The organism is Geobacillus sp. FSL K6-0789, assembly GCF_038593135.1.
Taxonomy (GTDB): Bacteria; Bacillota; Bacilli; order Bacillales; family Anoxybacillaceae; genus Geobacillus; species Geobacillus stearothermophilus.
Map to the genome: position 1 here is coordinate 2259293 of NZ_CP151966.1, position 25754 is coordinate 2285046.

29 protein-coding genes and 1 other annotated feature are annotated in these 25754 nt (G+C 53.1%); of the genes, 3 read left to right on the forward strand and 26 right to left on the reverse strand.

The annotated features are described in order from the left end of the window. Positions 1–37 precede the first annotated feature (37 nt). The 26 genes from NSQ51_RS11985 to NSQ51_RS12110 form a co-directional block, all read right to left on the reverse strand. The gene (locus NSQ51_RS11985; protein WP_033010953.1) at positions 38–598 is read right to left on the reverse strand and encodes a sporulation initiation phosphotransferase B; all 561 of its coding nucleotides are present in this window, start codon (positions 596–598) and stop codon (positions 38–40) included. A gap of 177 nt (positions 599–775) precedes the next feature. Beyond that, positions 776–1066, reverse strand: a complete 291-nt coding sequence (gene rpmA, locus NSQ51_RS11990; RefSeq protein WP_008881065.1) for a 50S ribosomal protein L27 — start codon at positions 1064–1066, stop codon at positions 776–778. A gap of 15 nt (positions 1067–1081) precedes the next feature. Further along, entirely contained in the window at positions 1082–1414 is a 333-nt protein-coding gene (locus tag NSQ51_RS11995; protein WP_033010951.1) for a ribosomal-processing cysteine protease Prp, read from the reverse strand. Position 1415: 1 nt separating this feature from the next. Further along, entirely contained in the window at positions 1416–1724 is a 309-nt protein-coding gene (gene rplU / locus NSQ51_RS12000) for a 50S ribosomal protein L21 (protein WP_033010949.1), read from the reverse strand. Between the two features lie 15 nt (positions 1725–1739). After that, positions 1740–1819, reverse strand: a sequence feature (ribosomal protein L21 leader region). Between the two features lie 145 nt (positions 1820–1964). Continuing rightward, positions 1965–2825: a M50 family metallopeptidase gene (locus NSQ51_RS12005; RefSeq protein ID WP_049624753.1), complete on the reverse strand. Its 861-nt coding sequence runs from the start codon at positions 2823–2825 to the stop codon at positions 1965–1967. Beyond that, positions 2818–3585 carry a M23 family metallopeptidase gene (locus tag NSQ51_RS12010; RefSeq protein ID WP_049624754.1) on the reverse strand — a complete coding sequence of 256 codons (768 nt, stop codon included), beginning with the start codon at positions 3583–3585 and terminating at the stop codon, positions 2818–2820. The genes NSQ51_RS12005 and NSQ51_RS12010 overlap by 8 nt, the downstream gene beginning before the upstream one ends. A 263-nt stretch (positions 3586–3848) precedes the next feature. Then, a complete protein-coding gene (gene minD, locus NSQ51_RS12015) occupies positions 3849–4652 on the reverse strand; it encodes a septum site-determining protein MinD (RefSeq protein ID WP_033014273.1) in 804 nt (267 codons plus the stop codon). A gap of 2 nt (positions 4653–4654) precedes the next feature. Next, positions 4655–5347 carry a septum site-determining protein MinC gene (gene minC / locus NSQ51_RS12020; protein WP_033010588.1) on the reverse strand — a complete coding sequence of 231 codons (693 nt, stop codon included), beginning with the start codon at positions 5345–5347 and terminating at the stop codon, positions 4655–4657. Positions 5348–5387: 40 nt separating this feature from the next. Continuing rightward, complete coding sequence (gene mreD, locus NSQ51_RS12025; protein WP_049624755.1) at positions 5388–5906, reverse strand: rod shape-determining protein MreD; 519 nt, start codon at positions 5904–5906, stop codon at positions 5388–5390. Further along, complete coding sequence (mreC, locus tag NSQ51_RS12030; RefSeq protein WP_121649947.1) at positions 5903–6769, reverse strand: rod shape-determining protein MreC; 867 nt, start codon at positions 6767–6769, stop codon at positions 5903–5905. Before mreC ends, mreD begins: the two co-directional genes overlap by 4 nt. A 20-nt stretch (positions 6770–6789) precedes the next feature. Further along, positions 6790–7812, reverse strand: a complete 1023-nt coding sequence (locus tag NSQ51_RS12035; protein WP_031407957.1) for a rod shape-determining protein — start codon at positions 7810–7812, stop codon at positions 6790–6792. Positions 7813–7969: 157 nt separating this feature from the next. After that, entirely contained in the window at positions 7970–8650 is a 681-nt protein-coding gene (gene radC / locus NSQ51_RS12040) for a DNA repair protein RadC (RefSeq protein ID WP_013144611.1), read from the reverse strand. A gap of 133 nt (positions 8651–8783) precedes the next feature. Then, on the reverse strand, positions 8784–9359 hold the full coding sequence (locus NSQ51_RS12045; RefSeq protein ID WP_049624757.1) for a Maf family protein: 576 nt from the start codon (positions 9357–9359) through the stop codon (positions 8784–8786). Between the two features lie 427 nt (positions 9360–9786). After that, positions 9787–10896: a hypothetical protein gene (locus NSQ51_RS12050; RefSeq protein WP_049626509.1), complete on the reverse strand. Its 1110-nt coding sequence runs from the start codon at positions 10894–10896 to the stop codon at positions 9787–9789. Positions 10897–11012: 116 nt separating this feature from the next. Beyond that, positions 11013–11474: a type II secretion system protein gene (locus tag NSQ51_RS12055; protein WP_025949367.1), complete on the reverse strand. Its 462-nt coding sequence runs from the start codon at positions 11472–11474 to the stop codon at positions 11013–11015. 20 nt (positions 11475–11494) lie between these two features. Beyond that, the gene (locus NSQ51_RS12060) at positions 11495–12196 is read right to left on the reverse strand and encodes a hypothetical protein (RefSeq protein WP_049626510.1); all 702 of its coding nucleotides are present in this window, start codon (positions 12194–12196) and stop codon (positions 11495–11497) included. Continuing rightward, positions 12193–12768 carry a DUF2681 domain-containing protein gene (locus tag NSQ51_RS12065; protein ID WP_049626511.1) on the reverse strand — a complete coding sequence of 192 codons (576 nt, stop codon included), beginning with the start codon at positions 12766–12768 and terminating at the stop codon, positions 12193–12195. Before NSQ51_RS12065 ends, NSQ51_RS12060 begins: the two co-directional genes overlap by 4 nt. Next, positions 12758–13690: a pilus assembly protein PilM gene (pilM, locus tag NSQ51_RS12070; RefSeq protein WP_049626512.1), complete on the reverse strand. Its 933-nt coding sequence runs from the start codon at positions 13688–13690 to the stop codon at positions 12758–12760. The genes NSQ51_RS12065 and pilM overlap by 11 nt, the downstream gene beginning before the upstream one ends. Positions 13691–13717: 27 nt before the next feature. After that, on the reverse strand, positions 13718–14473 hold the full coding sequence (locus tag NSQ51_RS12075; protein WP_049626513.1) for an A24 family peptidase: 756 nt from the start codon (positions 14471–14473) through the stop codon (positions 13718–13720). Positions 14474–14515: 42 nt separating this feature from the next. After that, positions 14516–15049, reverse strand: coding sequence for a prepilin-type N-terminal cleavage/methylation domain-containing protein (locus NSQ51_RS12080; RefSeq protein WP_049626514.1), 534 nt, complete (start codon positions 15047–15049; stop codon positions 14516–14518). Between the two features lie 89 nt (positions 15050–15138). After that, complete coding sequence (locus NSQ51_RS12085; protein ID WP_049626515.1) at positions 15139–16350, reverse strand: type II secretion system F family protein; 1212 nt, start codon at positions 16348–16350, stop codon at positions 15139–15141. Then, positions 16337–17392: a type IV pilus twitching motility protein PilT gene (locus NSQ51_RS12090; protein ID WP_049626516.1), complete on the reverse strand. Its 1056-nt coding sequence runs from the start codon at positions 17390–17392 to the stop codon at positions 16337–16339. The genes NSQ51_RS12085 and NSQ51_RS12090 overlap by 14 nt, the downstream gene beginning before the upstream one ends. 12 nt (positions 17393–17404) lie before the next feature. Continuing rightward, positions 17405–19069: an ATPase, T2SS/T4P/T4SS family gene (locus NSQ51_RS12095; RefSeq protein ID WP_049626517.1), complete on the reverse strand. Its 1665-nt coding sequence runs from the start codon at positions 19067–19069 to the stop codon at positions 17405–17407. After that, positions 19066–20406, reverse strand: coding sequence for a VanW family protein (locus tag NSQ51_RS12100; RefSeq protein WP_049626518.1), 1341 nt, complete (start codon positions 20404–20406; stop codon positions 19066–19068). The genes NSQ51_RS12095 and NSQ51_RS12100 overlap by 4 nt, the downstream gene beginning before the upstream one ends. A gap of 17 nt (positions 20407–20423) precedes the next feature. After that, positions 20424–21194 (reverse strand): PRC-barrel domain-containing protein, encoded by a 771-nt coding sequence (locus NSQ51_RS12105; RefSeq protein ID WP_033025927.1) that lies wholly within the window; start codon positions 21192–21194, stop codon positions 20424–20426. A gap of 10 nt (positions 21195–21204) precedes the next feature. Continuing rightward, on the reverse strand, positions 21205–22656 hold the full coding sequence (locus tag NSQ51_RS12110; RefSeq protein WP_011232108.1) for a hypothetical protein: 1452 nt from the start codon (positions 22654–22656) through the stop codon (positions 21205–21207). A gap of 115 nt (positions 22657–22771) precedes the next feature. On the opposite strand from NSQ51_RS12110, the gene NSQ51_RS12115 reads away from it, so the two are divergent. The 3 genes from NSQ51_RS12115 to NSQ51_RS12125 are packed head-to-tail and all read left to right on the forward strand — an operon-like array spanning position 22772 to position 25691. Beyond that, complete coding sequence (locus NSQ51_RS12115; RefSeq protein ID WP_061580781.1) at positions 22772–23404, forward strand: prepilin-type N-terminal cleavage/methylation domain-containing protein; 633 nt, start codon at positions 22772–22774, stop codon at positions 23402–23404. After that, positions 23388–23957, forward strand: a complete 570-nt coding sequence (locus tag NSQ51_RS12120) for a prepilin-type N-terminal cleavage/methylation domain-containing protein (protein WP_021321852.1) — start codon at positions 23388–23390, stop codon at positions 23955–23957. The genes NSQ51_RS12115 and NSQ51_RS12120 overlap by 17 nt, the downstream gene beginning before the upstream one ends. Positions 23958–23969: 12 nt before the next feature. Continuing rightward, on the forward strand, positions 23970–25691 hold the full coding sequence (locus NSQ51_RS12125) for a hypothetical protein (protein ID WP_121674092.1): 1722 nt from the start codon (positions 23970–23972) through the stop codon (positions 25689–25691). Positions 25692–25754: the final 63 nt, after the last annotated feature.

Consider the following 25754-nt stretch of genomic DNA (forward strand, 5'->3'; position numbering starts at 1 on the left):
TTGTATACAGAGCCAATTCAATGCTGTCAATATGTGCTTACCAATAAGGCGACCCGGAGCCGAGCGGCAGCTCGAGCTCCACCGTCAATTCGTCCGCCCCGACAGCAAACGACACGAGCCGAAGCGGTGCTGATGGCTCACAGCGCTCGAGGCAGGCGCGAATGGCATCACCATCCCGCCATGCGCCGCGGCCGTCAAAAAAGAGCCCCACCCGCCCATCCGCAATCTCAATCGTCACGCATAAATGGTTTTCCGCCTGCTCATCGGCCTGCGCCTCAAGCAGACGAAAAAACCGGCGGCACCATTCGCTCAATTGTTCGTCATACGGCGACAAATCAGCCTCGCCGCCGACAATTTCATACTCAAGAAAAATCGGGTGCGGCTCCCAGTTGTACGTCATCATCAGCTCAGCAAACCGTTCGGCCTTTAAGTTCGTTAACCGCGTTTCCTGCTGCGCTTCGCCGATAATGCCGTTGATGATTTCTTGCACCCGCTCCACTTTATTGAGCGCCAAATGGCCTTTAATGAGCTGGATTTTGTTCAGCCAGTCATGGCGGGCATGGCGCATCACTTCGACGACAGTCCATCGCTTTTCCATGCAACGCTCCCCTATTCAATGCAGCGCAGCTTCCCGCGCCGCCTGTTGTTTCCTTCTCCCTTTTTAGAGAGGACAGTTTACTTTTACTATAGCATTTTCTGACAGCGAACGGGAGCGGTTTTTCGAGGGGAAAAAGAAAAACTCTAACCGCCACGGTTAGAGTTTTTCGAAACAATATTACGCTTCTTGACTGACCGGATAGACGCTCACGCGTTTGCGGTCGCGGCCGAGCCGTTCAAAACGGACGATGCCGTCGATTTTGGCGTACAGCGTGTCATCGCCGCCACGGCCGACGTTCAAGCCCGGATGGACTTTCGTTCCGCGTTGGCGGTACAAAATCGAGCCGCCCGTGACGAATTGGCCGTCAGCGCGTTTCGCGCCAAGGCGTTTCGCGATCGAGTCGCGGCCGTTTTTCGTCGAACCGACCCCTTTTTTCGAAGCGAAAAATTGCAAATCGAGTCTCAGCATGGCAGTCACCTCCTGCTACTTCCATGTTACACGGATGAATTTTCCGTAATCGCGTTCGATCGTCTTCAGCGAGACGACCATCGCTTTGAGCAAAAGCTGCACTTTTTCTGCCGTCGCTGCTTCTTCCAGCTCCGGAAGCTCACAGCGAAGATAGCCGCCGTCTTGGCCGAGCGACACATTCGGGCGGACGCCGGTGAGCTCCTCAATGGCGTTGATCGTGCCGAACGAAACCGCCGAAGCACCGGCGCATACAATGTCCTCTCCGCGTTTCGCAAAATGGGCATGCCCTTCCATCGTAAACGCGCGAATGCAGCCGTCCGCCTCCCGTTCAATCGTGACGCGAATCATCTTATGCGTTGATTTTTTCGATCACGACTTTGGTGTACGGCTGACGGTGGCCTTGTTTGCGGCGATAGTTCTTTTTCGCTTTATATTTGAAGACGATGATTTTCTTTTGCCGGCCATGTTTTTGCACTTTCGCCGTCACGGTTGCGCCTTCGACCGTCGGGTTTCCGATTTTCACCGTTTCCCCGCCGATGAACAACACTTTGTCAAACGTGACCGTATCGCCTTCATTGGCATCCAATTTTTCAATGTAAATTTCTTGGCCTTCTTCCACTTTCAATTGTTTGCCACCAGTTTCGATAATTGCGTACATGCATCGCACCTCCTTCATAATACTCAGACTCGCCAGCGTCAAGGCGGTTCCGAATGGAACGCTTCACAACCCGCGCTGAGCGGTTGTAGTACGGGTGCGTCTTTTTGCGACAGCCGCCCTCTTTTGTCCTTTCCGAAAGGGACAAAAAGTCTACAACGTCATTTATAATAACATAGAAACAGCCTATCGTCAACCACTATTTTCCCCACAAAAGCCAACAAAAAAGCGGCGGTCGCCGCTTTAATAAATGAGTGCACCTAGTGGCGCGTCGGTCCGCTTTTCCGCAAAAAACGCATGCAGCAGCTCATTTTCATCGAGCGTCATCCGCTCGCCGCTCCCGCCAGTGACCTCGATCGCATGCTTTTGTCCACGGTAAAAGCGGTGCAGCACGGCCGAGATGCGCTCCTCGGCGGAGGCGGTGATTGTCTGCAGCCTTGTATAGTCGCCTTTTTTTCCGTAATACCGTTCAAGCAAAAAGCGCATCACGATATACGGATGCTGCTTCCACTCCTGCCAGACGGCATGCGCCAAAAAAGCGGCGATCACCCACAACTCCAACTGGCGCGGCACCGCGACGAGCAAAAGGATCACGCCGGCAACGAGCATCGCCGCTGAGATGGCAACCATATTCCGGTGCGCCTCACTGAACGGGCGGCGATACGAAAGCAGCAAAAACAACAGTTTGCCGCCATCAAGCGGCCAAACCGGCAGCAGGTTCAGCCCGAAGACAGCAACGTTATAGTGAAAAAACAATTCCCAGCTCCCGTCATCCATCCAACCGGCCTTCCAGAAAAAACACGCTGCGGCCCCGAGCCAAAGATGCTGCGCCGGCCCGGCGAGCGTCACGATCCACTCCTCGCGAAACGGCCGGTTTCCATGCTCTTCCACTTCCGCTACCCCGCCAAACGGCAGCAGCAAAATCCGTTTCACCCGCCACGAAAAAAACGCCGCGGCCGCCGCATGGCCGAGCTCATGAACAAGGACGATAAAAAACAGCAAACAAAGCTGCTTAAAATGGGCGGTCAGCACCGCCATGCCGCCGATCAGCCATAACAACGGATGAACATGCAGTTTGCCAAGCAGCCCGATATACTTATTCAAAGGAGATCACCTGGATGGGGTCAATAAATTTATCTCCCTGCTTAATGGCAAAATAAAACAGCCCTTTTTGGTTATCCGTTTCGCTCGCTTGGACGGTGCCGATCTCTTTTCCCATTTCGACAAAATCGTATAGTTTCACCGATATCGTCCCTAAATGGCCATACCACGTCTCGCTGCCGTCGGCATGCTGAATGACGACTGTTTTCCCGAGATTCTCTTTCATGCCGGCAAAGGTGACGATCCCTTCTTTCATCGCTTCCACTTTGGCTCCATTCTCAGTTTCGATCGTCACACCCTCCCCGTTTTTTTCAAAACTTTCGAGAATCCGTCCAGAAGCCGGCACTGCATAGGATGAAGCCGTTTTCACCTTTTCTTCCTTTTTCGGGGCAAAAAAAGCGAGCGGCTCGCCAAACGTTTGTTCATACCAAGCCGAGACAGCGGCGAACTGAAATTCCGTCTCCATCGTCCGAGCGACAAACTGCCGGGCCGGCTCGAGCGAAGCGGACGGATGTTTGAACAAAATGGCGGTGACGAGCACAAGGCAAGCGGCGATGAGCGTTTGAAAAAGAAACCACTCTTTGCGGAACAGCGGGTGCGGCCCCGATTCAAACGAATAGCGGTCGTACGTAACGACCGGCAGCCCGTACCGCTCCTCATCAGCGGCGCTCCATCTAGATTCTTTTGGATCCTGCCCCTTATATTGACGTTCCCTTCTTCGTTTTTCAATGCGTTTTTTCATCTCACGGACGCGTCGATCCATACGTCCCCCCTCCACCTTTCCAACAACGTTTGTACTAATTTATGAGACAACCTCATGGAATATGAACGAGCGTTTTTCGCCGCGCCTCGCCGAACACGTCCGCGAACAAATCCCTCAAACGGTTTCACACCAACGTTTCGGCTGAGCGCCGCAACCGATCGATACCATCTGCTTCCGTTGTTACAGATCAGGAATTCCAAACAGCACAACAATTATGAATAAAAAAAGAAGGCCCATTCAACGGCCTTCTTGCGCCAACTCTATTATTTCAAACTAAATATTTTCCGAATCTTTGAAAACAGCCCCTTCTCCTCTTCCTCAAGCGGCGGCAGCGGCACCGATTCGCCGAGGATGCGGCGGGCGATGTTGCGGTAAGCGATCGACGCCTTGCTGTTAGGGTCGAGCACGATCGGTTCGCCTCGGTTCGACGCTTTGATCACGTTTTCATCGTCGACAATAATGCCGAGCAGCTCGATCGACAAATGCATGACGATTTCATCGACATCGAGCATATCTCCGTTTTTCATCATATGGCTGCGAATGCGGTTGATGATCAAGCGCGGCGACTTGACGTGCTCTTCCGCTTCAAGCAAGCCGATGATGCGGTCGGCGTCGCGGACGGCCGACACTTCCGGCGTCGTGACGACGATCGCCTCATCCGCGCCGGCGACGGCGTTGCGGTATCCTTGCTCAATGCCAGCTGGACAGTCGATGAGCACATAGTCGTATTCTTGCTTCAGCTGCTCGATCAGCTCTTTCATCTGCCCCGGATTGACCGCCGATTTATCGCTCGTTTGCGCAGCCGGCAGCAAATACAAATGGTTCTCGAACCGCTTATCTTTGACAAGCGCCTTTTGCACGGTGCAGCGCCCTTCGACGACATCGACTAAGTCGTAAATAATGCGGTTTTCAAGCCCCAGCACAACATCAAGGTTGCGCAGCCCGATGTCCGTATCGACCAGGCACACCCGCTTCCCCAAAATGGCAAGGGCCGTCCCAAGGTTCGCGGTCGTCGTCGTTTTGCCGACGCCGCCTTTCCCGGAAGTGATGACGATCGCTTCTCCCACGGTCACATTCTCCTTTCTAAGCGCGTCAAATTCGGCCGCAAATGCATGAGCAGCTGCAAGCGGTCGACAACAATCTGGTTATGTTCATCAACATAAGCGCATTCCATTTCATTTCCTTCGTCCGTTTTGTAGTCGGGAGCGCGGTTCATCACATCGCCGATGCGCAGCTGCATCGGCTTCATCACCGACGCGGCGATGACAGCTTCTTTGTTTCCACTATACCCAGCATGAGCAATGCCGCGCAAAGCACCGAGGATGAAAATGTTCCCCCCGGCGATGACTGTTCCGCCAGGGTTGACGTCGCCGATCAGCAGCAAATCCCCTTCGACATGAAGCACTTGCCCGGAACGGACGATGCGCGGGACAGCCGAAATTTTCATTTTTTGCACCCATTCGAGCGCTTCCGCTTTCGATATGACATTGCTTTCGATTGAATCGACGACCAAGTTTTTGGAACGGCGGATGAGCGCGCGCAGCTCCTCTTCTTGTTCGGGCGTCAAGTAACGGTTCCCGACTTTGAGATGCACGGAGACGAGCGGACTGTTTGGCGCAACGCCGGCGCGTTTGATGAGCCGCTCTTCGATTTCTTTCAACAAGTCCTCGTACGAACAGCGGTCATCCAACTGCAGCGTCAGCCCGTCTTTCGTCCCTTTAATCGTCACGTACTGCTGCTTTTGCTTTGCCACAACGTTCACCCCAACGAATAATTCTACAAAACGGGCCGTTTTTCCTCTTTTATTCTTCCTGCTCCGACCGGCGAATTTTTGCCATCCACCGTTCAAGCGGGTGCAAAAAGACGAGCAAAAACACGGCGTTTAACAGCAGCGTTGGCCATAAGCGGCGCCCCCAAAAGACGGCAAACGGCCAATCCGTCCGTCCGATCAACAGCTGGATGCCGTACACATAACTGTCAAGCACCGCGACAGCCAACAACGACAACAAAAAAAGAACGAGCCAGTTCTGGTGAAACCATCTCATCACTTTGCCCGCTCCATAGGCGATGAGCGCATAGGCAAACGCGTAAACGCCGAGCAGCTCCGTATAGACGCAATCATACAGAAACCCGAAAACAACCCCGTATCCCATCGCCCGCGTTCCGCCGAAGTGCACAGCCATCAGCACCAAAAAAATGAGAAAAAAGCGGGGAACAAAAAAATACCGGATGTATACATCGCCTTTCGGCCATACATCAACCAAAATGCTTTCACTGACAAAACATAACACCGCAAGGAAAGGGAGACGCCACTTATTCACTTTGCCTCCTCCTCTTCTTGCAGTGTTGCATCGATCGTCCGTTTCACAATCATAACGTCGTCCACATCGTACAAGTTGGCAAACGGCTTGACATAGATGACTTGCGTCAGCCCGTACTGATCCGGTTTGACTTCCGTCACTTCACCGATCGGCAATCCCTTTGGAAACACGCCGCCGAGGCCGGAAGTCAATACTTTTTGCTTCTCCTTCACTTTGGCGTCAATTGGAATTTCGCCAAGGATCAGTTCGCGTCGTTTGCTGTCATACCCTTCAATTAAGCCGAATACATTTTCGTTTCCTTGGACATACGCGGAAATGCGGTTGTTTTGGTCAAGCGCGCTCAACAGCTGGACGGTGGATGTGAATTGGGAAGCATGCTGCACTTTGCCGACAAGTCCAGCCGGGGTAATGACGGCCATATCTTTTTTCACGCCGTGTTGCTCGCCTTTGTTGATGATGATCGTTTCCCGCCAACGATCCGGGTTCCGCCCGATCACCGTCGCCTGAATCGAAACAAAATCACGCAAGCTCTCTTTTTTATCGAGCAACGCGCGCAGCCGTTCGTTTTCTTGCCGCAGCGCCTCGACCTCGGTCTCAAGCGCCGCATATTCCTCAAGTCTTGCCTTCAGCAGTTCGTTTTCCTTATATGTACGGCGAAGATCGCTCACATTTTCAAAGAAGCCCGCGACTTGCTGGGCGGGCTTCCCAAACAGAAGCTGAACAAAACCGACCGTATCTTTTACAAACTGCTCCGGCCACGTCAGTTGCTCGCGGCTGCGCAGCGAAAACCCGATCAACATGACGAGAATGACGATGCTGACAAGCAAAAAAATGAGGCGCTTATTTCCGAAAAACTGTGGCATGCGTCGGCACCTTCTTGCTGTCAGCGATGGTCTCTCGCCTTGTTTTTGAACAAGTCGATGTGGTCGAGCGCTTTTCCTGTGCCGATGGCCACGCAGTCAAGCGGATTTTCGGCGACGATGACCGGCATATCCGTTTCTTGGCTGATGACCTTATCCAAATTGCGCAACAAAGCTCCGCCGCCCGTCAGGACGATGCCGCGATCCATAATGTCGGCCGCTAGCTCCGGCGGCGTTTTTTCAAGCGTGTTTTTCACGGATTCCACAATGGCATAAACCGTGTCGCGAAGCGCCTCAGCCACTTCCTCGGCGCTGATTTCGATCGTTTTTGGCAGCCCAGTGAGCAAGTCGCGGCCACGAATTTCCATGTTTCCGATTCCTTCCGGATTTCCGGCTGAGCCGATCTCGACTTTAATCGCCTCCGCCGTCCGTTCTCCGATCATCAAATTGTACGTTTTTCGGATGTATTGAATGATCGCCTCATCCATTTCATCGCCGGCGATGCGAATCGACTGGCTCGTCACGATGCCGCCGAGCGAAATCACGGCCACTTCAGTCGTACCGCCGCCGATGTCGACGACCATGCTCCCGGTCGGCTCCCACACCGGCAAATTGGCGCCGATCGCGGCCGCAAATGGTTCTTCAATCGTATAGGCATCGCGTGCTCCAGCCTGGCGAGTCGCATCGATGACCGCGCGCTCCTCCACGGCTGTGATGCCGTACGGCACGCATACCATCACATACGGCTTGCTGGCAAACAACCCTTTCGTTTTGACGGCCTTGCGAATGAAATATTTCATCATCGTCGCCGTCGTTTCATAATCGGCGATGACGCCGTCTTTCATCGGACGAAGCGCCACGATGTTGCCCGGCGTGCGCCCGATCATGTTTTTCGCTTCATTGCCGACGGCGACGATTTGCTTCGTGTCGCGCTGAATGGCGACAACCGACGGCTCGCGCAAAACGATCCCTTTTCCCTTCACATAAACGAGCGTATTCGCTGTTCCTAAATCAATCCCGAGATCTTTCGTCCCAATTCCAAACATATGATCGATCTTCCTTTCCGAAACGAAATGCATATGATTTTCTATTGACAACATGGATCGGATGTCAAGTCATTTATAAATTGTACAACACCGCCCGAACGGATTCGGAAAAACCCATAGTTGATATTATAACTGATTCGACAAAAAATGAGAACCGCTAGACGTAGCCTTTTTCTTTCAAACTGATGAATTTTTGATCGCCGATGATGAGGTGATCCAAGAGCTCGATGCCGATGATGCGGCCGCATTCCGCGAGCCGTTTCGTCACATCGATGTCTTCGCGGCTTGGAGTCGGATCGCCAGAAGGGTGGTTATGCACACAAATGACGGAGGCGGCGGAACGTTTGATCGCCTCTTTAAACACTTCGCGCGGATGGACAATCGAGGCGTTTAAACTGCCGATGAACACCGTTTTGCGGTAGATGACTTGATTTTTCGTATTTAAATAAATGGCGACAAAATGTTCTTGCGATAAAAAGCGCATATCTTCCATGACGTATTTCGCTCCGTCTTCCGGGCAACGAATCACATAGCGGTCGGCGCAGCCGGACTGGTGGATGCGTCGGCCGAGCTCGAGCGCCGCCAAAATTTGCACGGCTTTCGTCGGCCCGATCCCTTTGATGTTCGTCATTTCTTCGACCGTTGCGTCTTTGAGCGACCTCAGCCCCTCAAAATGGCGAAGGAGACGCTGGGCGAGCTGCACGACCGACTCCTCCTTCGTGCCCGTGCGCAACAAAATGGCGATCAGTTCATGGTCGGATAAACTTTCTGGCCCTGATGACAGCAGCCGTTCACGCGGCCGGCTGTCTTTCGGCACATCGCGGATCATCCACGCCATCATACTCCCCCTTTTTTTCTTTTGCTTCATCAGATGGAGAGGCTTGAACCGCCCCTCGGTACGACAGCAGAATCCGTTTGCGGGGGCGTTCTTTTGCCAAAAAGCTCCAGACAGCGGCCGCCTGTGCTTTCATCTATGCCGGCGGCCACCCGAGCCGGCGCAATTCCCTCACCGTCCGCGACAGCGGCAGGCCGACGACCGTCAAATAGTCGCCTTCGATCCGTTTGACAAACAGGGCGGCGCGGCCTTGGATGCCATACGCCCCCGCCTTGTCCATCGGCTCCCCGGTCGCAATATAGGCGGCAATTTCCTCGTCATCGAGCTCCCAAAACGTGACGGCTGTTTTTTCCGCAAACGATGTGATGACACCATGAGGGAGTGCGATGGCGACACCGGTCCATACGTCATGCGTCCGCCCGGACAAGAGCCGCAACATGGCGAATGCTTCTTCTTCCGTGCGCGGCTTCCCTAACAAGCGGCCGTCGCACACAACGATCGTATCAGCGCCAAGAACATACGCGTCGGGAAAAGAGGACATCACCGCCTCCACTTTCCGGCGGGCAAGCAGTTGGACAGCTTCATCAGGGGGCGTTCCGGGGGGAATCGTCTCATCGGCATGGCTTTCCTGCACATCAAACGGCCAGCCGGCCAGCTCGAGGATCTGCCTGCGGCGCGGGGAGCGGGATGCAAGCACGAACCGTGGAGGCATCGCTCATTCTCCTTTCGCTCGTTTCGGTTCGGAAGATTCACTTGTATCGTAGCAAATTTTGCGGTGAAAGGCAATTTTCTGTATAGATGCAATTTGAAGCATGAACATTTGCAAATTTTACTAGGCATTTGATCGACTGTCGGGCGACCGAACAACGCCGCTTTCAGACCCATGTATGGGTCTGTGAAGCGGGTGGTTGTTCGGTCTTCCAAGCCACAGGCTTGCCTTCGACAGTCGAAAAATGGACAAACGTCTTTTCCGTCAAGGATATGTGAAACGTTTTCGTTGCCATCTATATAAGTTGAAATTTTGTTTTACATCCAGCCGATCACTCGCCACGTTATATCATAGTCGACTTGTATGGAGATAAATATAGAAACGAAAAATCGGAAATTCTTATGCAATAGGCAAAAAAAAAACGGGGCTTCTAGCTCCCTAGCGGCACCAATTCGATATAAGCGGCGAGCGCCTCGAGCAGCTGTTGCTGGGCTTTGGCCAACAGCGCTTCATCCCGTTGCTCTTTGTATGCGGCAAGGGCGGCATACGCCTGCTTCAGCGCTTCAACATACCGACCGACTGTTTTGTCGCTTGAAGCGTTGCTTTTTTCTAACGCGTCATACGCCTTTTGAAGCGCCTGCCAGTCATCTTCTCCTGCTTTCCTGCCGCCAAGCAAAGCCGCGGAGACCGCTGCCATGTTTTCATACAAAACCTCCCCTTTTTGGATGGCCTCCGACCGGCGCGCCGCCGCTTCGGCGGCAAACGACAGCTCTTTGACATACGTGCTTGGCACCCTTTGGCGATATTGGTCGTTGACCGTCCGCAACGTTTCCTTATCCGCGCCGACGGCGATATAGAGCGCTGCCGGTTTTTGCCCCGCGACGACGACCGGCACGCCTGCTGTTTTGATCGATTCGGACGCCTGCTTGGCCGCCGCCGCATTCGAATAGACGCCAGCTTGAATGACCGCAATGGAAAACGGCGCTCGTATGACGCTTTCTCTCCCTTCTCCTCCCGCCGCCGTTTCAGGCTTTGTCAATTCCGTCATCGCTTCAGATGCCGGCGACGAAGCAGATTTTTCCTTCGGAATGATGTGCAGCACCGTCATGCCAAACGCCATGCCGACCAACGCAGCGACCAACGCGGCGGCAAGCAGCGACTTGGCTTGAGCCGGGAGCCGCCATGGCCGACGTCTGCCGCTTTTCTTTTGTTGCATCGCCTCGGAAATGACCCGTTCATCCGCCTCAAGGGCGGCCGCCTCTTCCCAACCCGTCGTTTCAACATCTTCCCGAACTTGCCCATCCTCCGTAAACCACAGGCCTGTTGATGGCTTGCCTGCGGATGGCCCGCCTTTTTGAAACGCGCTCACTTGGCGGCTGTCATCCGCCTCGTTTTTGGCTCGCTGTCCTTTCCCTAGATGGCTGTCCAACGGATATCCACCCGACTCCTCGGACGGCCGTCCTTCCGACGAACGCTCCACGGTAAATGGGCGGGGCTTGCCGTTGATATTCACCGTAATGCGCATGCGCTGCTTGTCCATTTGGCCACCGTCCTTCTTCACACTTCGATTTCTTTCGCCTATCTTACCACAAACGGAAAAAAAAAGAACAAGACATTTGTCGTCTTGTCCCCGCTTCTGTTCTTCATTTTCCGACATCAACGGTTGCGAATCGCCTCGGTCCCCAGCGCTTCGACAGGAATCGGCTGCTCGCGCCCCTCATAGGTGCAAAGCTGCTTTGTCTCGCCTTTCAAGCAAACGGCGTAATCGATCCCGCCGTCTTCCCGCTTCGTGGCAAGCACGTACGATGGATTCGTTTCCGGCGGCAATACATTTCCGGTGAACGGATCTTCGATTGGATCCAGCAAACCGTTGCCCACCAATTCTCCATACGACAATATGGCAGAAGAACGGGCTGGCAAAAATTCCACTTTCTCGGCGCCGACATACAGCCGCGCCGCTTCATACAAGCCATAAGCATCAGAAACAAACGCCCGCTCGCGCGCCCGATCAATCACCGTCCACATGGCAAGACCGACGATCATCGCCACAATGCCGATGATCACCAACACAGCCAAAAGCTCAATGAGGGTCATCCCTCGTTTCATGCGAATGATCATCGCGTGTCCTCCTTTGCCGGCTAGGAAGCTGGCGCCGTTTCGGCAAACGGATTGTCTTTGCCGCTTGGCGGGGGAACATCGCGAACGGGAGACAACTGTTTCCATTTCTCAAGCTTCGGAGCATAAAACGCACGAACGGTCACCGAATACGTCAACGGTTGGACTTCATCAGCGATGGACATCAGCTCCGGAGGCCCAGTGACGGTCAACCCTTCAATCGCCACGATGCGCTCCGACTGCTCCAACACCTCTAAAAACCGTTCAAGCTGATAATAGGAAGGCGACTGCACGGTCAGTTGGGCGGTGATGGATTGAATGCTGCTTGGCGGAGAAACCGCTCGATTTCCTTCGCTTCCGTTGTTCGTTCCACTGTCGTTCTGCTGTGAAGATGCTGCTCCTTCATCAGAAAAATTGACGCTCACCAGCTGGCTGTCAGCGATATATTCCGCTTTCTGAAACAAGAGCAACAACTGGTCCGTAAGCGGATGGACAGGGACTTTTTTTTGCAATGAAGCAACGGTTTGTGCTGTTTCCTCTGAAGAAGGAGGCAGCTTTTGCTTCAAAGCGGCGAGCACCTTTTTCTCGCTTTGCACCGTTTGCTCCATCTGCTCGAGCTGGCTGTAGCGAGGCATGACCAGCCATGAATAGGCGGCCGCAAACAAAAGCGCGGTGACCGCAGCCATTGCCGCAACAAGAAGCGGCCATTTGCCAAAGCGGCTCATGATTTTTTTCCCTCCCCATCAGCCTGTTGCAGCTCCAGCTCATATTGCGCCATATATCTTGGCACGACTTGATGATCTTCCGGTTCGCCACTCGTCTCGCTGTTCGCCGCCACATTGACCAGTTTGACGTTTTTCACCATTCTCACTTTCTCTAATCGATCCAAATAATAGGCCGCCTCTTCCGGCGCATCAAACTGGACGACCATCGTCATCTTTGTCCGATCCGAGTACGTCACATTCATCATGAATCCGCGTTCGGGAAGCTGCTTTGTCAATGCCCGCAGCAACGGCACTGATTTCAGCGGATAGCGTTCCGCCCATTTCACCGCCTTCGCCAGCTCTTCTTGCTCCTTCTGTTCGTCTATATTTTTCATTTTCGCCGCCAGTACATCTTGCTCCGCTCGCACTTTTTTTAATTCCGCCTCCAACATGGCCTGGCGATGATCCGCACGATCGATCAACCAATACAGCACCGAACCGGCTAGGAGAAGCAGCGCCGCCCCGAACAACAAAACGAGACGGATCGGCTGCCTCGTTTCTTTTTTCGGCAATAAATTGATTTCAGCGATCATCGTCAGCCCTTCCTTCTTTCAACGCCAATCCCCAGGCGAGATGAAAGCGGTCCGGCAGCGGATCAAGAGACGCGCTGAGCCGTTCTACAGGCACTTCAAGCCGCTCTGTCAAAGCCGTGAACACATGGCCCAACTCTGGATGATCGCCGGCGAGAAACAGGCGTGTGATGGACTGTTTGCCTTGTTGGAGGGAAAACGAATAAAAGCTCATGATCCGTTCCATTTCCTTATACACATCGACGAACGGATCCACAATCGCCGCCGTCCGGTCACGATAGGCTTCAAGCGGCAAATGGCGCATAAACAACGGCAAATGACGATGAAACACGCTCAAATTCACGGCGGATTCGTCAAACTGCACAAGCAAAATATGATCGTCCGGCGCAGCTTGTCCCGCCGCATAAAACGGACGATAAGCGCAAAGCGGCGATACATCCGCGGCCACCGGGCGCAAATCGGCTTCTTCCAAAAGCGCCGCGTATTCCGACACCGCCTCTTCCGGCGCCGCAAACAGCAAAATCGACACCGCCTCGCTCGTTCTCTCCATCACCACATAATCAAACACCGGATCGGCAAACGGAAGCGGAATCGACTCGCCAAGCTCCAGAAATAAATAGCCGCGAATTTCTTCATCCGACAAATGAGAAGGAAGGGGCAAACTGCGGATCATGACGAATGGATCAGGGACGACAAAGCGCGCGCGTTGGCCGTCTATTTTCCATTCCTCCACGCATTCGTCCAAAATCATGGCCAATGTTTCCCCATCGACGATGCGGCCGTCGCGAACAACCCCTACTGGCAATGCCCGTTCGCCCCATCGTTTCACTTCAGGCGGATGCCCTAGCTTGACTTCCACATAGCGAATGGCATGATCTTTTACGACGATGTTCACATATTTGGACTTTCCCCACCATAACGTCATTCTCGTTCGCCCCCTTTCTTCCCATCCTTACACAAAAAGATCCATATACGCATCGACAAGCTGATCACCGAAAAACAGCGCCGTCAATGACCCGAGCGCAATCGCCGGCGCAAACGGCATCGGCTTTCCGCGCCGCACGCGGCCCAACGCCATGCCGACAAGCCCGATCACCGTTCCGTACAACGTCGCCAAGAAAAACGCGAGCAACACCATTTTCCAACCGAGCACAAACCCAAGCACGGCAAACAGCTTCACATCGCCGCCGCCCATCCCGCCTTTGGACAAAACGGCGATCAGCCATAAAAGCGAAAATCCGACCGCCGCCCCAAGGAGCATATCGGCCCACGGCAAAAACGGAATCACAAGCCGCTCAACCAAAAACAAACCGACAAACACCAAAAGCACCCGGTCGGGGATGAGCATGTAGCGAAGATCGGAGACGACAATGATGGTAAACAAGCTGATCAACGTCCACGCCACAACGAGCCGCCCGCTCCAGCCGACCCACATCGGCGCGGCCATAAACAAGGCAGCGGTGGCCAATTCCATCGCCGGGTAAAGGGGAGAAATGCGCCCCCCGCACCCTTTGCACCGCCCGCGCTGCACGACATACGACACAACCGGAATGAGCTCCCCCGCCGATAGCGTCCGTCCGCACGCCGGACAATGCGACCGCGGGCGGACGATCGACTCCCCGACCGGCACCCGCAGCCCGACAACGTTGAAAAATGAGGCGAGGAGGAGGGAGTAGAGGAAAACCAAAGTTAAGGCAATTTGATTCATAGATATTAATTCCTAACGCTTTTTCTATTTCCAGCTATCTTCTTAACTTCCACTTGCGTTGTTGGTCGTCGCAGGCCCAACTACACTGCGTTTAAGATTTTGTTCTTCGACAGCTGCCCCACTATTATGTACCCCCCGTTCATTGTTAATTAATTTGACAAAGTAACTTAGTTTATTATCATTATTTTTGATAAGTACGTAAGAATAATTAGCCTTAGGATCACTACTCAAGTTTGTCTGCATTTGCTGTGCACCTGTAGGACCTTTTTCATACGAATTGGTGCCTCCATCCGGGTCTTTTACTGTTTCTAAATATCCCTTATCTTCTAAGTATCCAAGCGTAACAAGTGTATACTTCCCATTCGCCGGTATCAAATCCTTATCCGCCGTCACGGCGATTTTCGCTGCATTGATCATTTGTTGCGCATTCGAAACGTGCGCGTCTTTTTTCGAATTGTCAATCAACCCCCCGATCGCCGGAATGGCAATCGCCGCAACGATCCCCAAAATGACAATGACGGCGAGCAGTTCGATGAGCGTCAAGCCGCGCTCGTTTTTCAACATCCGTTTGAACATAGTTCACTCTCCCTTTTTTTCATTTTTATCCTGTTTTCCCTATTATATTATACAACATAGGAAGAAAAATAGAAATATATTCTTATTTTTTATTGTTGAATATGGTTGAAAATATCATACATCGGCACGATGATCGAAGTGACGATCGTCCCGACGACGCCGGCGAGAAGCACGATCATAAGCGGTTCGATGAGCGATTTCAATCGGTCGGTGGCCGCATCGACTTCCGCTTCGTAAAAATCGGCGACTTTGCCGAGCATGGCGTCAAGCGCACCGGTCTGTTCGCCGATCGTGATCATTTGCGCAACAAGCGGCGGAAACGCCCAATGGCGGCGGAGCGGCTCCGAGAGCGATTGCCCGCGCTCGAGGGAGGTTCGCGCTTCAGCCAGCACAGATGCGATCACTTCATTTTCCACGACGCGCCCGGCGATAGAAAGCGCCTCTAAAATCGGCACCGAGCTTGCAACAAGCGAGCTGAGCGTCCGCGTCAGGCGGGCAAGCGCCGCTTTTTGCACGAGCGTGCCAAAAATCGGCATCCGCAAGGCGGCATAATCCAAATAGTACTTCGTTGTCTTTTGCCGCCGAAGAACCACAAACGATGCGTACACGCCGGCAAAAAGCAGGACGACGGACCACCAATACCGCTGCATCACACTGCTTGCTTTGAGCACAAACTTCGTAATCGCCGGCAGTTCAGCATGGAACTCGGCGAACATCTCGACGAACGTTGGCACAACGGCGACAAGCAAAAAAATGACAACCGCGGTGGCAACGATGGCAACGGCAATCGGATAGGCGAGTGCCGAGGCGATTTTTTGCCGCGTCCGATGCATTTTTTCAAAATGGTCGGCAAGCCGGTCGAGCGTTTCATCGAGCGTGCCGCTCGCTTCACCGGCGCGCACCATGTTGACAAACAGCGGTGGAAAGATGCGCGGATGATTCGCCGCTGCCGCTGAGAGCGGGTTCCCGCCGCGCAATGACTGTTCGATGTCAAGAAGCGTCTTAGCGAGCGGCTTGCTTTCCGTTTGCTCCGCCAAAATGCGGATCGAATCGACGATCGTCACTCCGGCGCGCACAAGCGTTGCGAACTGGCGCAAAAAGATGACAAAGTGCTGCAGTTTGACGGCGCGGCCAAACGAAATTTCTTTGTTCCATATGGACGGCGGCACTTCGGCAAGCGCCAGCGGGCGAATTCCTTTTTCCCGAAGCTTTGCCGCCGCCTCGCGCCGCGAAACGGCAGTGATCACCCCAGCTTTTTTCCGTCCGCTTCGGTCGCGCCCCTCGTACTTAAACTGCGCCATCGTCCCCACGCTCCCCTGCCAAATACACTTCAGCCGCCAGCGGATCGATGCGTCCAGCGGCTGCAAGTTCCTTAACGCTCATTTCCATCGTCTGCATGCCGAGGCTGCGGCTCGTTTGCATAATGTTGATGATTTGATGTTCTTTTTTGTTGCGGATTAAGTTGGCGACGGCCGCATTGTTCACTAAAATTTCCAGCGCTGCCGTCCGCCCGGTTTTGTGTCTGTTTGGAAACAAGCGCTGAGCGATGATGGCCACGAGCACGGAAGCAAGCTGCAGCCGGATTTGCGCCTGCTGGGCCGGCGGAAAGACGTCAATCATCCGCTCAATCGCCGCCGGCGCGCTCGCCGTATGAAGCGTGCCAAGCACTAAATGGCCCGTTTCCGCGGCGGTGATTGCCGTTTGGATTGTTTCCAAATCGCGCATTTCCCCGACTAAAATGACGTCTGGATCTTGACGAAGCGCAGCGCGCAATCCGGCGGCAAAACTGCCAGTGTCGAATCCCACCTCGCGTTGGTCGATGATCGATTTCCCGTGTTTATGCAAATACTCGATTGGATCTTCCAGCGTGATGATATGTTTCGACATCGTTTTGTTCATATAGTCGATCATCGCCGCCAATGTCGTCGATTTGCCGCTGCCGGTCGGTCCGGTGACAAGCACGAGTCCGTGCGGCTTTTCGGCGATGCGCTTTAAAACATCCGGCAGGCCAAGTTCCTCCAGCGTCGGGATGCGCACCGGGATGAGGCGCACGGCGAGCGACACGCATGACCGCTGTTTAAACACGTTTAAGCGAAAGCGGGAAACGCCGGCAATGCCATACGAAAAATCAAGCTCTCCGGTTTCCTGAAACTGCTGCCAAAGCGGCGCCGGAATGACGGCTTTCGCCATTTGCTCTGTTTCCTCCGGGTGCAGGCGCTCATGGCCGTAAGCTCTCAACTCCCCGTTCACGCGAAAAATCGGCGGCGCGCCGACGGTCAAATGCACGTCGGAAGCGCGGCATTCAAAGGACGCGCGCAATAACGCCTCAAGCTTTTCCTTCATCCGTCTCACCCATCAATGCAAAATGGCCACTTTCAGCACTTCTTCAAGCGTGGTCAACCCTTGCTTCACTTTCAACAGCCCATCATCCAGCAAAAAAATCATTTTGTTTTGCAGGGCAAGCTCTCGCAATTTCGAAAACGGCTCGTTGTTTAAAATGACGCGCCGCATCTCATCGGTGACAATAAGCAGCTCGTGAATCGCCAGCCGTCCGCGATAACCGGTCATGTTGCACATCGGGCAGCCGCGGCCGCGGACAAGTTGATGAACCTCAATGCCGCGGCGGGCGAAAATGTCCCGCTCCCGCTTCGTCGGCTCATACACCTCTTGACAGTCGCGGCAGACGCGGCGCACAAGCCGCTGCGAGACAACGCCGGCGAGTGATGTGGCCACTAAAAACGGCTCAATCCCCATATCGATCAGGCGGGTGATCGTGCTTAATGCATCGTTCGTATGGAGCGTGCTCAACACTAAATGCCCGGTGAGTGAGGCGCGGATCGCCACTTCCGCCGTCTCGCGGTCGCGAATCTCCCCAACCATGATGATGTTCGGGTCTTGACGCAAAATCGAGCGGAGCCCTTGGGCGAACGTCAAGCCGAAATTCGGGTTGACTTGAATTTGGTTGACGCCTTCGATCTGATATTCAACCGGATCTTCGATCGTAATGATGTTGACATGTTCGCTGTTTAAATGATTGAGCGCCGCGTAAAGCGTCGACGATTTCCCCGAACCGGTCGGCCCGGTGATCAAAATGATGCCGTTCGGACGCTCGATCAAACGGATGAACCGATCTAAATTGACCGGGTTGAAGCCAAGTTTATGAATATCGTTTAACGCCGCACCCAAATCGAGGACGCGCATCACGATTTTCTCCCCATACACCGTCGGCAATGTCGACACGCGCAAATCAACGGGATGAAAATCGATGTTCATTTTGATCCGCCCGTCTTGCGGCACACGATGCTCGGTGATGTCCATGTTGGCCAAAATTTTGATCCTCGCCGTCAACATGCTTTGCATATGTTTCGGCAGCGCCCTCTCCGTTCGAAGCAAGCCGTCAATTCGATAACGGATGAGCACTTTTGTCTCCTGCGGATCGATATGAATATCGCTTGCCCGCTGTTCGACAGCAAGCTGCAAAATTTGGTTCACTAGGCGAACAATCGGGGAATCGTCCTCGGCCGTCCGCCCGTCTTCGCGCATCTCCGTCGGCGGCGCTGGCAGCAAATCATCAAACGATTCGTCCATGTCATAATATTTATTGATCGCCCGCAAAATATCATCCTTTGAAGCGATCGCTGTTTCGATCTGAAACCCCGTTGACAAGCGCAAATCATCAATAGCAAAAAAATCCATTGGATCAGCCATTGCAACGAGCAATCGATCGTCTTCCACCTTAAGGGGCATGATCAGATGGCGGCGAGCAAACTCTTTTGGCACTAGGCTCGTCGCTTTCGGATCAATCGGGTAGCGATACAAGCTGACATGAGGAATGCCGAGCTGAAACTCAAGCGCCTCAATGAGCTGCTGCTCTGTGATGTAACCTCGCTGCAGCAACGCATCGCCAAGCTTTTGCCCAGGCGTTTTCTCACGCAACGCTTCAGCCAGCTGTTCTTCCGTAATCAGCCCCGCTTCCACCAACAAATCACCGAGGCGTTTCCGCTCACGTTTTTTGTTCATCGGCTTCCCCCGCTTTCCCCGCTTTGCTTCGATTCGGTTGAAGGGGCTGCGTTGGTCTGGTCGCTGCCGCTTTGCCCTTCGCCGTTTTGGACTTCTGATTTCTCTTGACCGCTTTCCGCTTCAGTCTGACCGCTATTCGTTGCATCAGACGGTGAAGATGGCGTTTCGCTTCCTTCCCCCGTTGTATTGGATGAAGATTCTGGGACTTCAAGCCCTCTTACCTCAACCGCATACGTCGGAGGGTAAAAATCCTCGCTCACCGTCTCTTTGCGGATCAGCCGGGAGCCATCGCGCACTTCGCGTTCGACTTTTACAAGCAATCCAGAACGGCCGACTTGTTTCGTCACGGTTTCATCCGGCGCCAACCGGGCATCGTATTGAATGATTTTGCGCGGTTCGATCCGCTCTAGCCCGCTCGTGCGCACGATATATTGATACGCAAACGGCCAACCGTACACTAACGCTTTCACTTGGCGGCCATCGTAGCGAAGAATGAGCGTATAGTCCGTCGAGTTCGGATTCAACCATTGTAAATCGCGTTTGTCATCCACCTTGGCCTCAAATCCCGGAGGAATGCCATCTGGAAGCGAACTTCCCGCATACCGTTCCATCAACAAAAAATTCGTCGACAGCACAGCACGATACACCGCTGATGCCAATGCGTCGACAGCCTGATTCGACAGCCCGCCACCAGCCTGCTGAATCACGGCGCGCAACGAGACCAATTGATTGGAGCGGAGGACGACACGGCGTTCCGAAGCAAGAAAACGGGAGAGACTTTGATCGCGAACGGCAACAGCCGCTTCACTCACGACCGTCTGCCCCTTCCCGGAAGAGGGAAGATAATGGGCCAAGTCGAGCGGCTTGTTCGGAACGGCAAGCTGGGACGCCGCCGCCTCCAAATCCGCTTCCAACGCTTTGAGATCCAAGGCGGGGACTGCCGCCGGCGGGAGAAGGCGTTCAACGGTTTCCATGCAAGCGCTCATGTCAGCCAACACAAGAAGCGGCGAGGAACGGCCGTTGACCACGTTTTTTGTGCTTTCCGACAAGCGAAATGTAAAGATGTCAGCCGGCAGCTCGGCTTTCTTTTCTTGATAGCGGACCGAAATCGAAGCTGTCGATCGCCAGTCGCTCACCTTGTCTGCCACCGCCTGTTGGGCTTCCGCTCTCGTCATCCCAGCAAGCGAAATCGGCCCGACGTACGTCCCGGAGCGATAGCGGTCTTGATCAGGGCCAAACGACTCATAAGCCAAAACGCCCAAGCGGGCAAAGGTGAGGAAATAAACGGTGCAAACCGCCATCACGATAAACAGTTTTCCTATGGAAGCCGCTCTCACCTCGAGCTCCCCCTTTTTCACTCAGCTTCGATGTTCATCGACACATCAACAATGACGCTTGGACCCGCCTCTTGCGCTTTTCTCACATCTTCTTCGCGAAGCGTCGTTCCCGCTGGAAACAGAAGTTCGCCGTTCAAATCATAAATATCCTTGGTCACCCGTTTCCCCGCAAGAAGCGCCACTTGCTTTTCACGGAGCGATTCAAGCGCTTCGACATTTTCCGCTGTCTCCGACATAGCTTGGATCTGTTCAGGAATGTTGCTGGCCTCTGTTTCTTTTTCATTCTTTTGAATGAGCATCGACGCATCGGAAAGGAGAGCTCCCGAAGCGTCGTCGCTGACGATCAATATATCCTTTCCATAAGTCAACACTTGGGCGGATGGCAACACCGCTTCTCCACTTTCAAGGCGAAGGGCGATGCCGATAATATCCCCTGTCTCTTCGTTTAGGAAAAACTCATGGACTTCCCCCAAAAGCTGTCCTTTGCGCGTGATGGCTTTTGTATTTTTGATGCGGATTTGCTTGTTGACAAGCTGGTTGGCAATCGGAATTTCCGCCAAATCAATGACATCATGGCTGCTTGCCACCGTAACGGCGAATTCGCCGATTCCGACGATTTTTTTAAACGGAATCGCTTTTAAACTGAGTTGCACATCTTCTTGCTCGACAGTCAAAAAATCGATGGAACCTTTATCAGGATTAATGACAAAGCTTTTCACGGCGCCGATTTGCATCCCATCCGCAATGCTGATGATCGGCAATCCGATGATTTGCGCGCTCGCTTTCATCCTCTTCACCTCAACCATTTGCTAATGTAGCGGCGATTTCCCGCCAGAGTGCCAGTTCAGCCGCGATAGCTGGATAGTTTGAAAAACGTCGCTCGAGCTGGTCAACCCACGCACGAAGCTGTTGGCCATTTTGTTCCAGTGCATAATGCTCCAACAGCAGGCGGGCGAATACGTAGTAATCGCGATCGGAAAGCGGGGCTTGCAAACATTGATGCAGGCATTGTTCATACGCATCGGCCGTCAAACGGCGGCGGCTCAGCATCAATTCCGCTGCCGCCATTTGCGCTTTTTCCGAAGCAACCAAATGCATTGGTTCTTCAGCAAACGGCTCATCTGCCGCCTCGACGCATTCTTCATATTGAGGATTCTCTTCGGAATCCGCCTTTTGTTCCTCTTGCTGCTCGGAAGCGTCCGCTGTTTTTTCGCTGACCATCGCTTCAGCAGCTGATCTCAACGAAACGGCATCATCCACGAGCCGATCCATCCAATCGACCGCACCGCTGTCTTGATCATGTCCAATCTCAAGGCCATCAGCAAACATCACGCCATCGTCCTCGAAGCTTTCCGCCTCCACGCGTTGTCCTTCTTTATGATGCCAGATGTCATGGATTCCGGCAAATCCATCCTCATCCGGAGCCACGGCCGCCTCGAAAAAGACGCCTCCGTGCTCCCGTTTGACGCTGTCCGTTGAAGAGAACTCGTATTCTCCGCCTTCCACGCGCTCTGAGAAACGATCATCCATGCTCATCCATGCATCCCATTCATTCTCGCCGCGGCTCTCACCCTTAACGATTTCTGCTGCATTCAGAACCGGCTCATCGGCTTGCGATCCTTCATTTCCGCTCTCTTTTGACACTTCATCAAGCACCGCTGTCTCAAGGTCCGGCGTCACAGCGCCCGGCCACTGATCCAACCAATCGGAAACACGCCGCAGCGGTTCGGACGCTCCAACGATTTCTTCCGCTTGCTCCCACGGTGGAACAGTTTCTGCCGCTGCCTCCATCAACAAGTCAGCGGGAGAATGGTTCACTTCTTCCGACCGTTCTGCTGTCTGCTCTATCGATGATGATTCATTAGGTTCAGAAAGGGGCGGCGCTTGATCAAACTGGATCGACGGCAACGGCGCCTTTGGCAAAACAGGGACAGAAGCCAAAGATTCCGGCGCCGACCGCTCCTCTTTTTCTTCTTTTACAAAACTTGATTCACGAGAAGCCCCGGCGCGGTAAAGAGCAGCGCCAAATCGGCGGTCAAGCAAATACGATGCAGCCGCCAACAACAAAAGAACAAGAAGCCCGGCCTGCCAAAGCGGAATGATCGAACTAGCAAATTCGGCCAAAAGCGCAGCCAACAGCGCCATAACAACCGCTGTAAGCCCCCCAAGCCGGCTGAAGCCAAGCGGAAGAAGCCAAATCAGCAGCAGCGCCACGACAAAAGCACCGGCATACATGAGCGCCTCTTTCATCATGCCCCCCCGTTTCTTCTATGACAAAAGACCTCTTTTATACTAAAAATCTGCAACATTCGACTCTTACTTATTGTATAATAAAGTTACATATTTTGAAAGAAGGTTGTGATCAATGACGGACAAGAATTTTTTTTCCTGCCGACGCACTTTAGGGTTCACCCTTATCGAGACATTGTTGTCCATCACGCTGTTGTCTGCGGTGGCGATCGGCTTGTTTTCCTTTTTCACCCACGCTATGACGTATACAGCCGATAACGAACGACGAACGGTGGCCATCAACGTGGCGCGTGGAACGATGGCGTACTTTGAAAAAAATGTTCTCTTTTCTTCCTTATCGAATTACATGACAGAGAACAATCTTTCATTTCTTAAAGTAGAGAAAAACAGCTGCAGCCATGAAGCCTTGTCCTCTTTATTGTTTCCAAGCGGAAATCAGGGCGAAACGATAAGCTCTCAACAATCATGCACCGCCCAGCTCGCCCCAACAATCAATGATGTTCAATACGAAACAACGGTGTACATCATCCGCTGCGATCAAAAAGGATGGGACGGATTCCTCACCTCCTCTGAATTTGCGTCATTGCCGGAGCGGCTCAAAGAAGAGATCCGTCGTGAACGAAACAACATGATCTCCTCCGAAGCCGGCACCTACATGGCGAAACTGTACGCCGTTGTCCGTTGGGGAGAACGAAACGGCGACATCACATGGGTGGAAGGAGTGGTGACCGATGAGACGATCCGTTAACACCCAAGATGGGATGACGCTTGTCGAGCTGTTGGCCGCCATTTCCATTTCCATGTTGATCATTGGCGCCATCTATACTGTTTTTCTAGCGGGCATTCGCGTTTATCAGCACATCGGCATTGAAAGTGAATTGCGGAGCGAGGCGGATTACGCGGTGGCACGCATCATGAATGCCTTGTACATGTTCTCGCCGGACGGCCTTGAAGCCGATCGGAGCCAAGAAAACAAAACGCTTAGTCAACTGTCGTTTGTCAAAAACGAGCAATTCAAAACGAACAACCAAGTCGGTCTTGTTTCCCGCGAAACCGCGGCGCAATCGGTCCATCGAATCATTTCGATTAAAGACGGAAAACTGATGATGGACGGGGAAGCGATTACATCCACACGCCTTTTGCTGGACGATTCTTCCTCCTTTTCGTTCCGTTGCGCGCGCAGAGACGGAGAAATTTGCCGAAGTGGGGTTATCACCATCATCTTAACGATCAAAGATGGGAATAACAACGGGATGCTTTCAATAAAACCTTTCACTTTACAGACGGAATTCGGTTTTTAGGGGGGAGGCCCTATGCGCCGAGATCAGCGAGGATATAGTTTGATTACAACATTGTTGGTCATCACCGTCTTTTTATTGCTAGGTCTAACCATTGTCACCACCGCCGTCGAGCACGCCCAATTCACCACCGTGCGCGTGGATGACGTACAATCGCTGCATGAGGCGAAGACGGATGTCAACGAGGCGGTCGCCGATCTGAAAGCAGAGTTATCGGATCCAAATTTTTTGGTCCGCCATCGTATTTTTGCGCCTGACCAATGGGATCAGTTTCTCGGGCTTGGCAGCTCGTCTCCTGGAGAAGACACGATCGCCGGCCGCCTGCGCGACCGCTACGGGGTGATCATGGAAGATGAAAGCGAGCAATATGATATTCCCAAAAACCAAGTGTTTCTTCGCGCCCTTCGTTTAACGAAAACGTTCAATGACGGCCATCGGACGCGAACCGTCAAGCGGCTCGTCTTTGTGACCAATACGCCAAGCTTTTTGAAATATGCGCTTGGCTCAAAGGAAACAGTGGTCCTCAACGGCGGGGTTTATGTCGAAAACGGGAATGTATACACAGGGCAAAACGCCTATGCCAGCAACGCGACCAACTATGTGAAGGCAAACGGACAGCTGACCGTCAATTCGTCTAACGCCGGCATGCCGCTTTTATCCTCTTCCTCGATTTGGTATACAAACGACGGACAATTGAATGCATGCGGGCAAACGACCGGTTGCTGGGAAGCATCACAAGGCCGTTTTCGCATGAAGACCAATTGGGCGCCTCGTTGGCCGACGGATGTGCCAGAACCGGCGCCAACCATCAGGCAAGAAAACGAAGATTTTATCGATGTCGATTTTGACCTTACTGTGGCCGACAAACTGTTGCAAGCATCGGGAATTTTGCCCCCGTCATCCGATTACATTGAGCAAATGGAATCCATTCAAAAAGCCGGGGACAAAAATAGCCAACTTCACACGTTAGTGGCAGAGTTGTCCAATCAATGGACCTCGATCCAATCGAATCAACCGGATCCAAACGATCCACGTAAAACGCTTGAAGAAGTGATCAAAGAGCAGTCCAAAACCAAACCGCTCTACCTCGATGGAAACAGCGTTTTGAGAGGAGATGTCGATATTCAGAACAGCGGAGTCAACCAATGGCTCATTGTCAACGGCGATCTTCGCCTTGATGGGCCGACAAATCCCAGTACATTTGTCAGCGTACGCGGAAATTTTATCGTCCTCGGTGATTTAACTTTGACAGGCAACTTGCGGCTTGACGCAAGCATCTACGTCACCGGGAGCACGAAAATTTACCAAAGCCGGATCGAACGGGCGCTAAACAACAAAGGTGTTGTGTTGCTGTCGAAAGGTCCGCTCGATATTTCCCGTATTAATGAATTCAATAACCCAACCATTCCGACACCGAATTTGAAAGGATACTTTTACACAGACAGCAGCGCCACGATTTATGCCGTTGGATCCTACTTGTATATCGAAGGCGGGCTGTTCGCCCGCGGAAACGGAGCAACAGCTCCAGACACAGACATCAATGGGCTTGTCGTCAACGCATTCCGCGGTCAAGTCAATGGGGAAAACGGAGAACCGGACCGGTTTACGCCAGGAAGTGATCCGTTATCCTCACGCCTCGTCGTCCGCTATCGTCCTGAAATGCTTGTTGAACAAGGGACAGGACTTCCTTTTGTCAATCGCATTTCGCTCGTGGTCGACCGATTGGAAGTAGAATGAAGGAGGCATTTTTGATTCAAAACGGAAAGCGGCGCTCCCGAAAGGGAGGCCGCGCTTTATTCA

Bases quoted from the DNA above. Each gene is read 5' to 3' on its own strand.
- NSQ51_RS11985 (WP_033010953.1), bottom strand. From the start codon at position 598: ATGGAAAAGCGATGGACTGTCGTCGAAGTGATGCGCCATGCCCGCCAT.
- rpmA (WP_008881065.1), bottom strand. From the start codon at position 1,066: ATGCTGAGACTCGATTTGCAATTTTTCGCTTCGAAAAAAGGGGTCGGT.
- NSQ51_RS11995 (WP_033010951.1), bottom strand. From the start codon at position 1,414: ATGATTCGCGTCACGATTGAACGGGAGGCGGACGGCTGCATTCGCGCG.
- rplU (WP_033010949.1), bottom strand. From the start codon at position 1,724: ATGTACGCAATTATCGAAACTGGTGGCAAACAATTGAAAGTGGAAGAA.
- NSQ51_RS12010 (WP_049624754.1), bottom strand. From the start codon at position 3,585: ATGGATCGACGCGTCCGTGAGATGAAAAAACGCATTGAAAAACGAAGA.
- mreC (WP_121649947.1), bottom strand. From the start codon at position 6,769: ATGCCACAGTTTTTCGGAAATAAGCGCCTCATTTTTTTGCTTGTCAGC.
- NSQ51_RS12035 (WP_031407957.1), bottom strand. From the start codon at position 7,812: ATGTTTGGAATTGGGACGAAAGATCTCGGGATTGATTTAGGAACAGCG.
- radC (WP_013144611.1), bottom strand. From the start codon at position 8,650: ATGGCGTGGATGATCCGCGATGTGCCGAAAGACAGCCGGCCGCGTGAA.
- NSQ51_RS12045 (WP_049624757.1), bottom strand. From the start codon at position 9,359: ATGCCTCCACGGTTCGTGCTTGCATCCCGCTCCCCGCGCCGCAGGCAG.
- NSQ51_RS12050 (WP_049626509.1), bottom strand. From the start codon at position 10,896: ATGGACAAGCAGCGCATGCGCATTACGGTGAATATCAACGGCAAGCCC.
- NSQ51_RS12055 (WP_025949367.1), bottom strand. From the start codon at position 11,474: ATGATCATTCGCATGAAACGAGGGATGACCCTCATTGAGCTTTTGGCT.
- NSQ51_RS12060 (WP_049626510.1), bottom strand. From the start codon at position 12,196: ATGAGCCGCTTTGGCAAATGGCCGCTTCTTGTTGCGGCAATGGCTGCG.
- NSQ51_RS12065 (WP_049626511.1), bottom strand. From the start codon at position 12,768: ATGATCGCTGAAATCAATTTATTGCCGAAAAAAGAAACGAGGCAGCCG.
- pilM (WP_049626512.1), bottom strand. From the start codon at position 13,690: ATGACGTTATGGTGGGGAAAGTCCAAATATGTGAACATCGTCGTAAAA.
- NSQ51_RS12075 (WP_049626513.1), bottom strand. From the start codon at position 14,473: ATGAATCAAATTGCCTTAACTTTGGTTTTCCTCTACTCCCTCCTCCTC.
- NSQ51_RS12080 (WP_049626514.1), bottom strand. From the start codon at position 15,049: ATGTTCAAACGGATGTTGAAAAACGAGCGCGGCTTGACGCTCATCGAA.
- NSQ51_RS12085 (WP_049626515.1), bottom strand. From the start codon at position 16,350: ATGGCGCAGTTTAAGTACGAGGGGCGCGACCGAAGCGGACGGAAAAAA.
- NSQ51_RS12090 (WP_049626516.1), bottom strand. From the start codon at position 17,392: ATGAAGGAAAAGCTTGAGGCGTTATTGCGCGCGTCCTTTGAATGCCGC.
- NSQ51_RS12095 (WP_049626517.1), bottom strand. From the start codon at position 19,069: ATGAACAAAAAACGTGAGCGGAAACGCCTCGGTGATTTGTTGGTGGAA.
- NSQ51_RS12105 (WP_033025927.1), bottom strand. From the start codon at position 21,194: ATGAAAGCGAGCGCGCAAATCATCGGATTGCCGATCATCAGCATTGCG.
- NSQ51_RS12110 (WP_011232108.1), bottom strand. From the start codon at position 22,656: ATGAAAGAGGCGCTCATGTATGCCGGTGCTTTTGTCGTGGCGCTGCTG.
- NSQ51_RS12115 (WP_061580781.1), top strand. From the start codon at position 22,772: ATGACGGACAAGAATTTTTTTTCCTGCCGACGCACTTTAGGGTTCACC.
- NSQ51_RS12120 (WP_021321852.1), top strand. From the start codon at position 23,388: ATGAGACGATCCGTTAACACCCAAGATGGGATGACGCTTGTCGAGCTG.
- NSQ51_RS12125 (WP_121674092.1), top strand. From the start codon at position 23,970: ATGCGCCGAGATCAGCGAGGATATAGTTTGATTACAACATTGTTGGTC.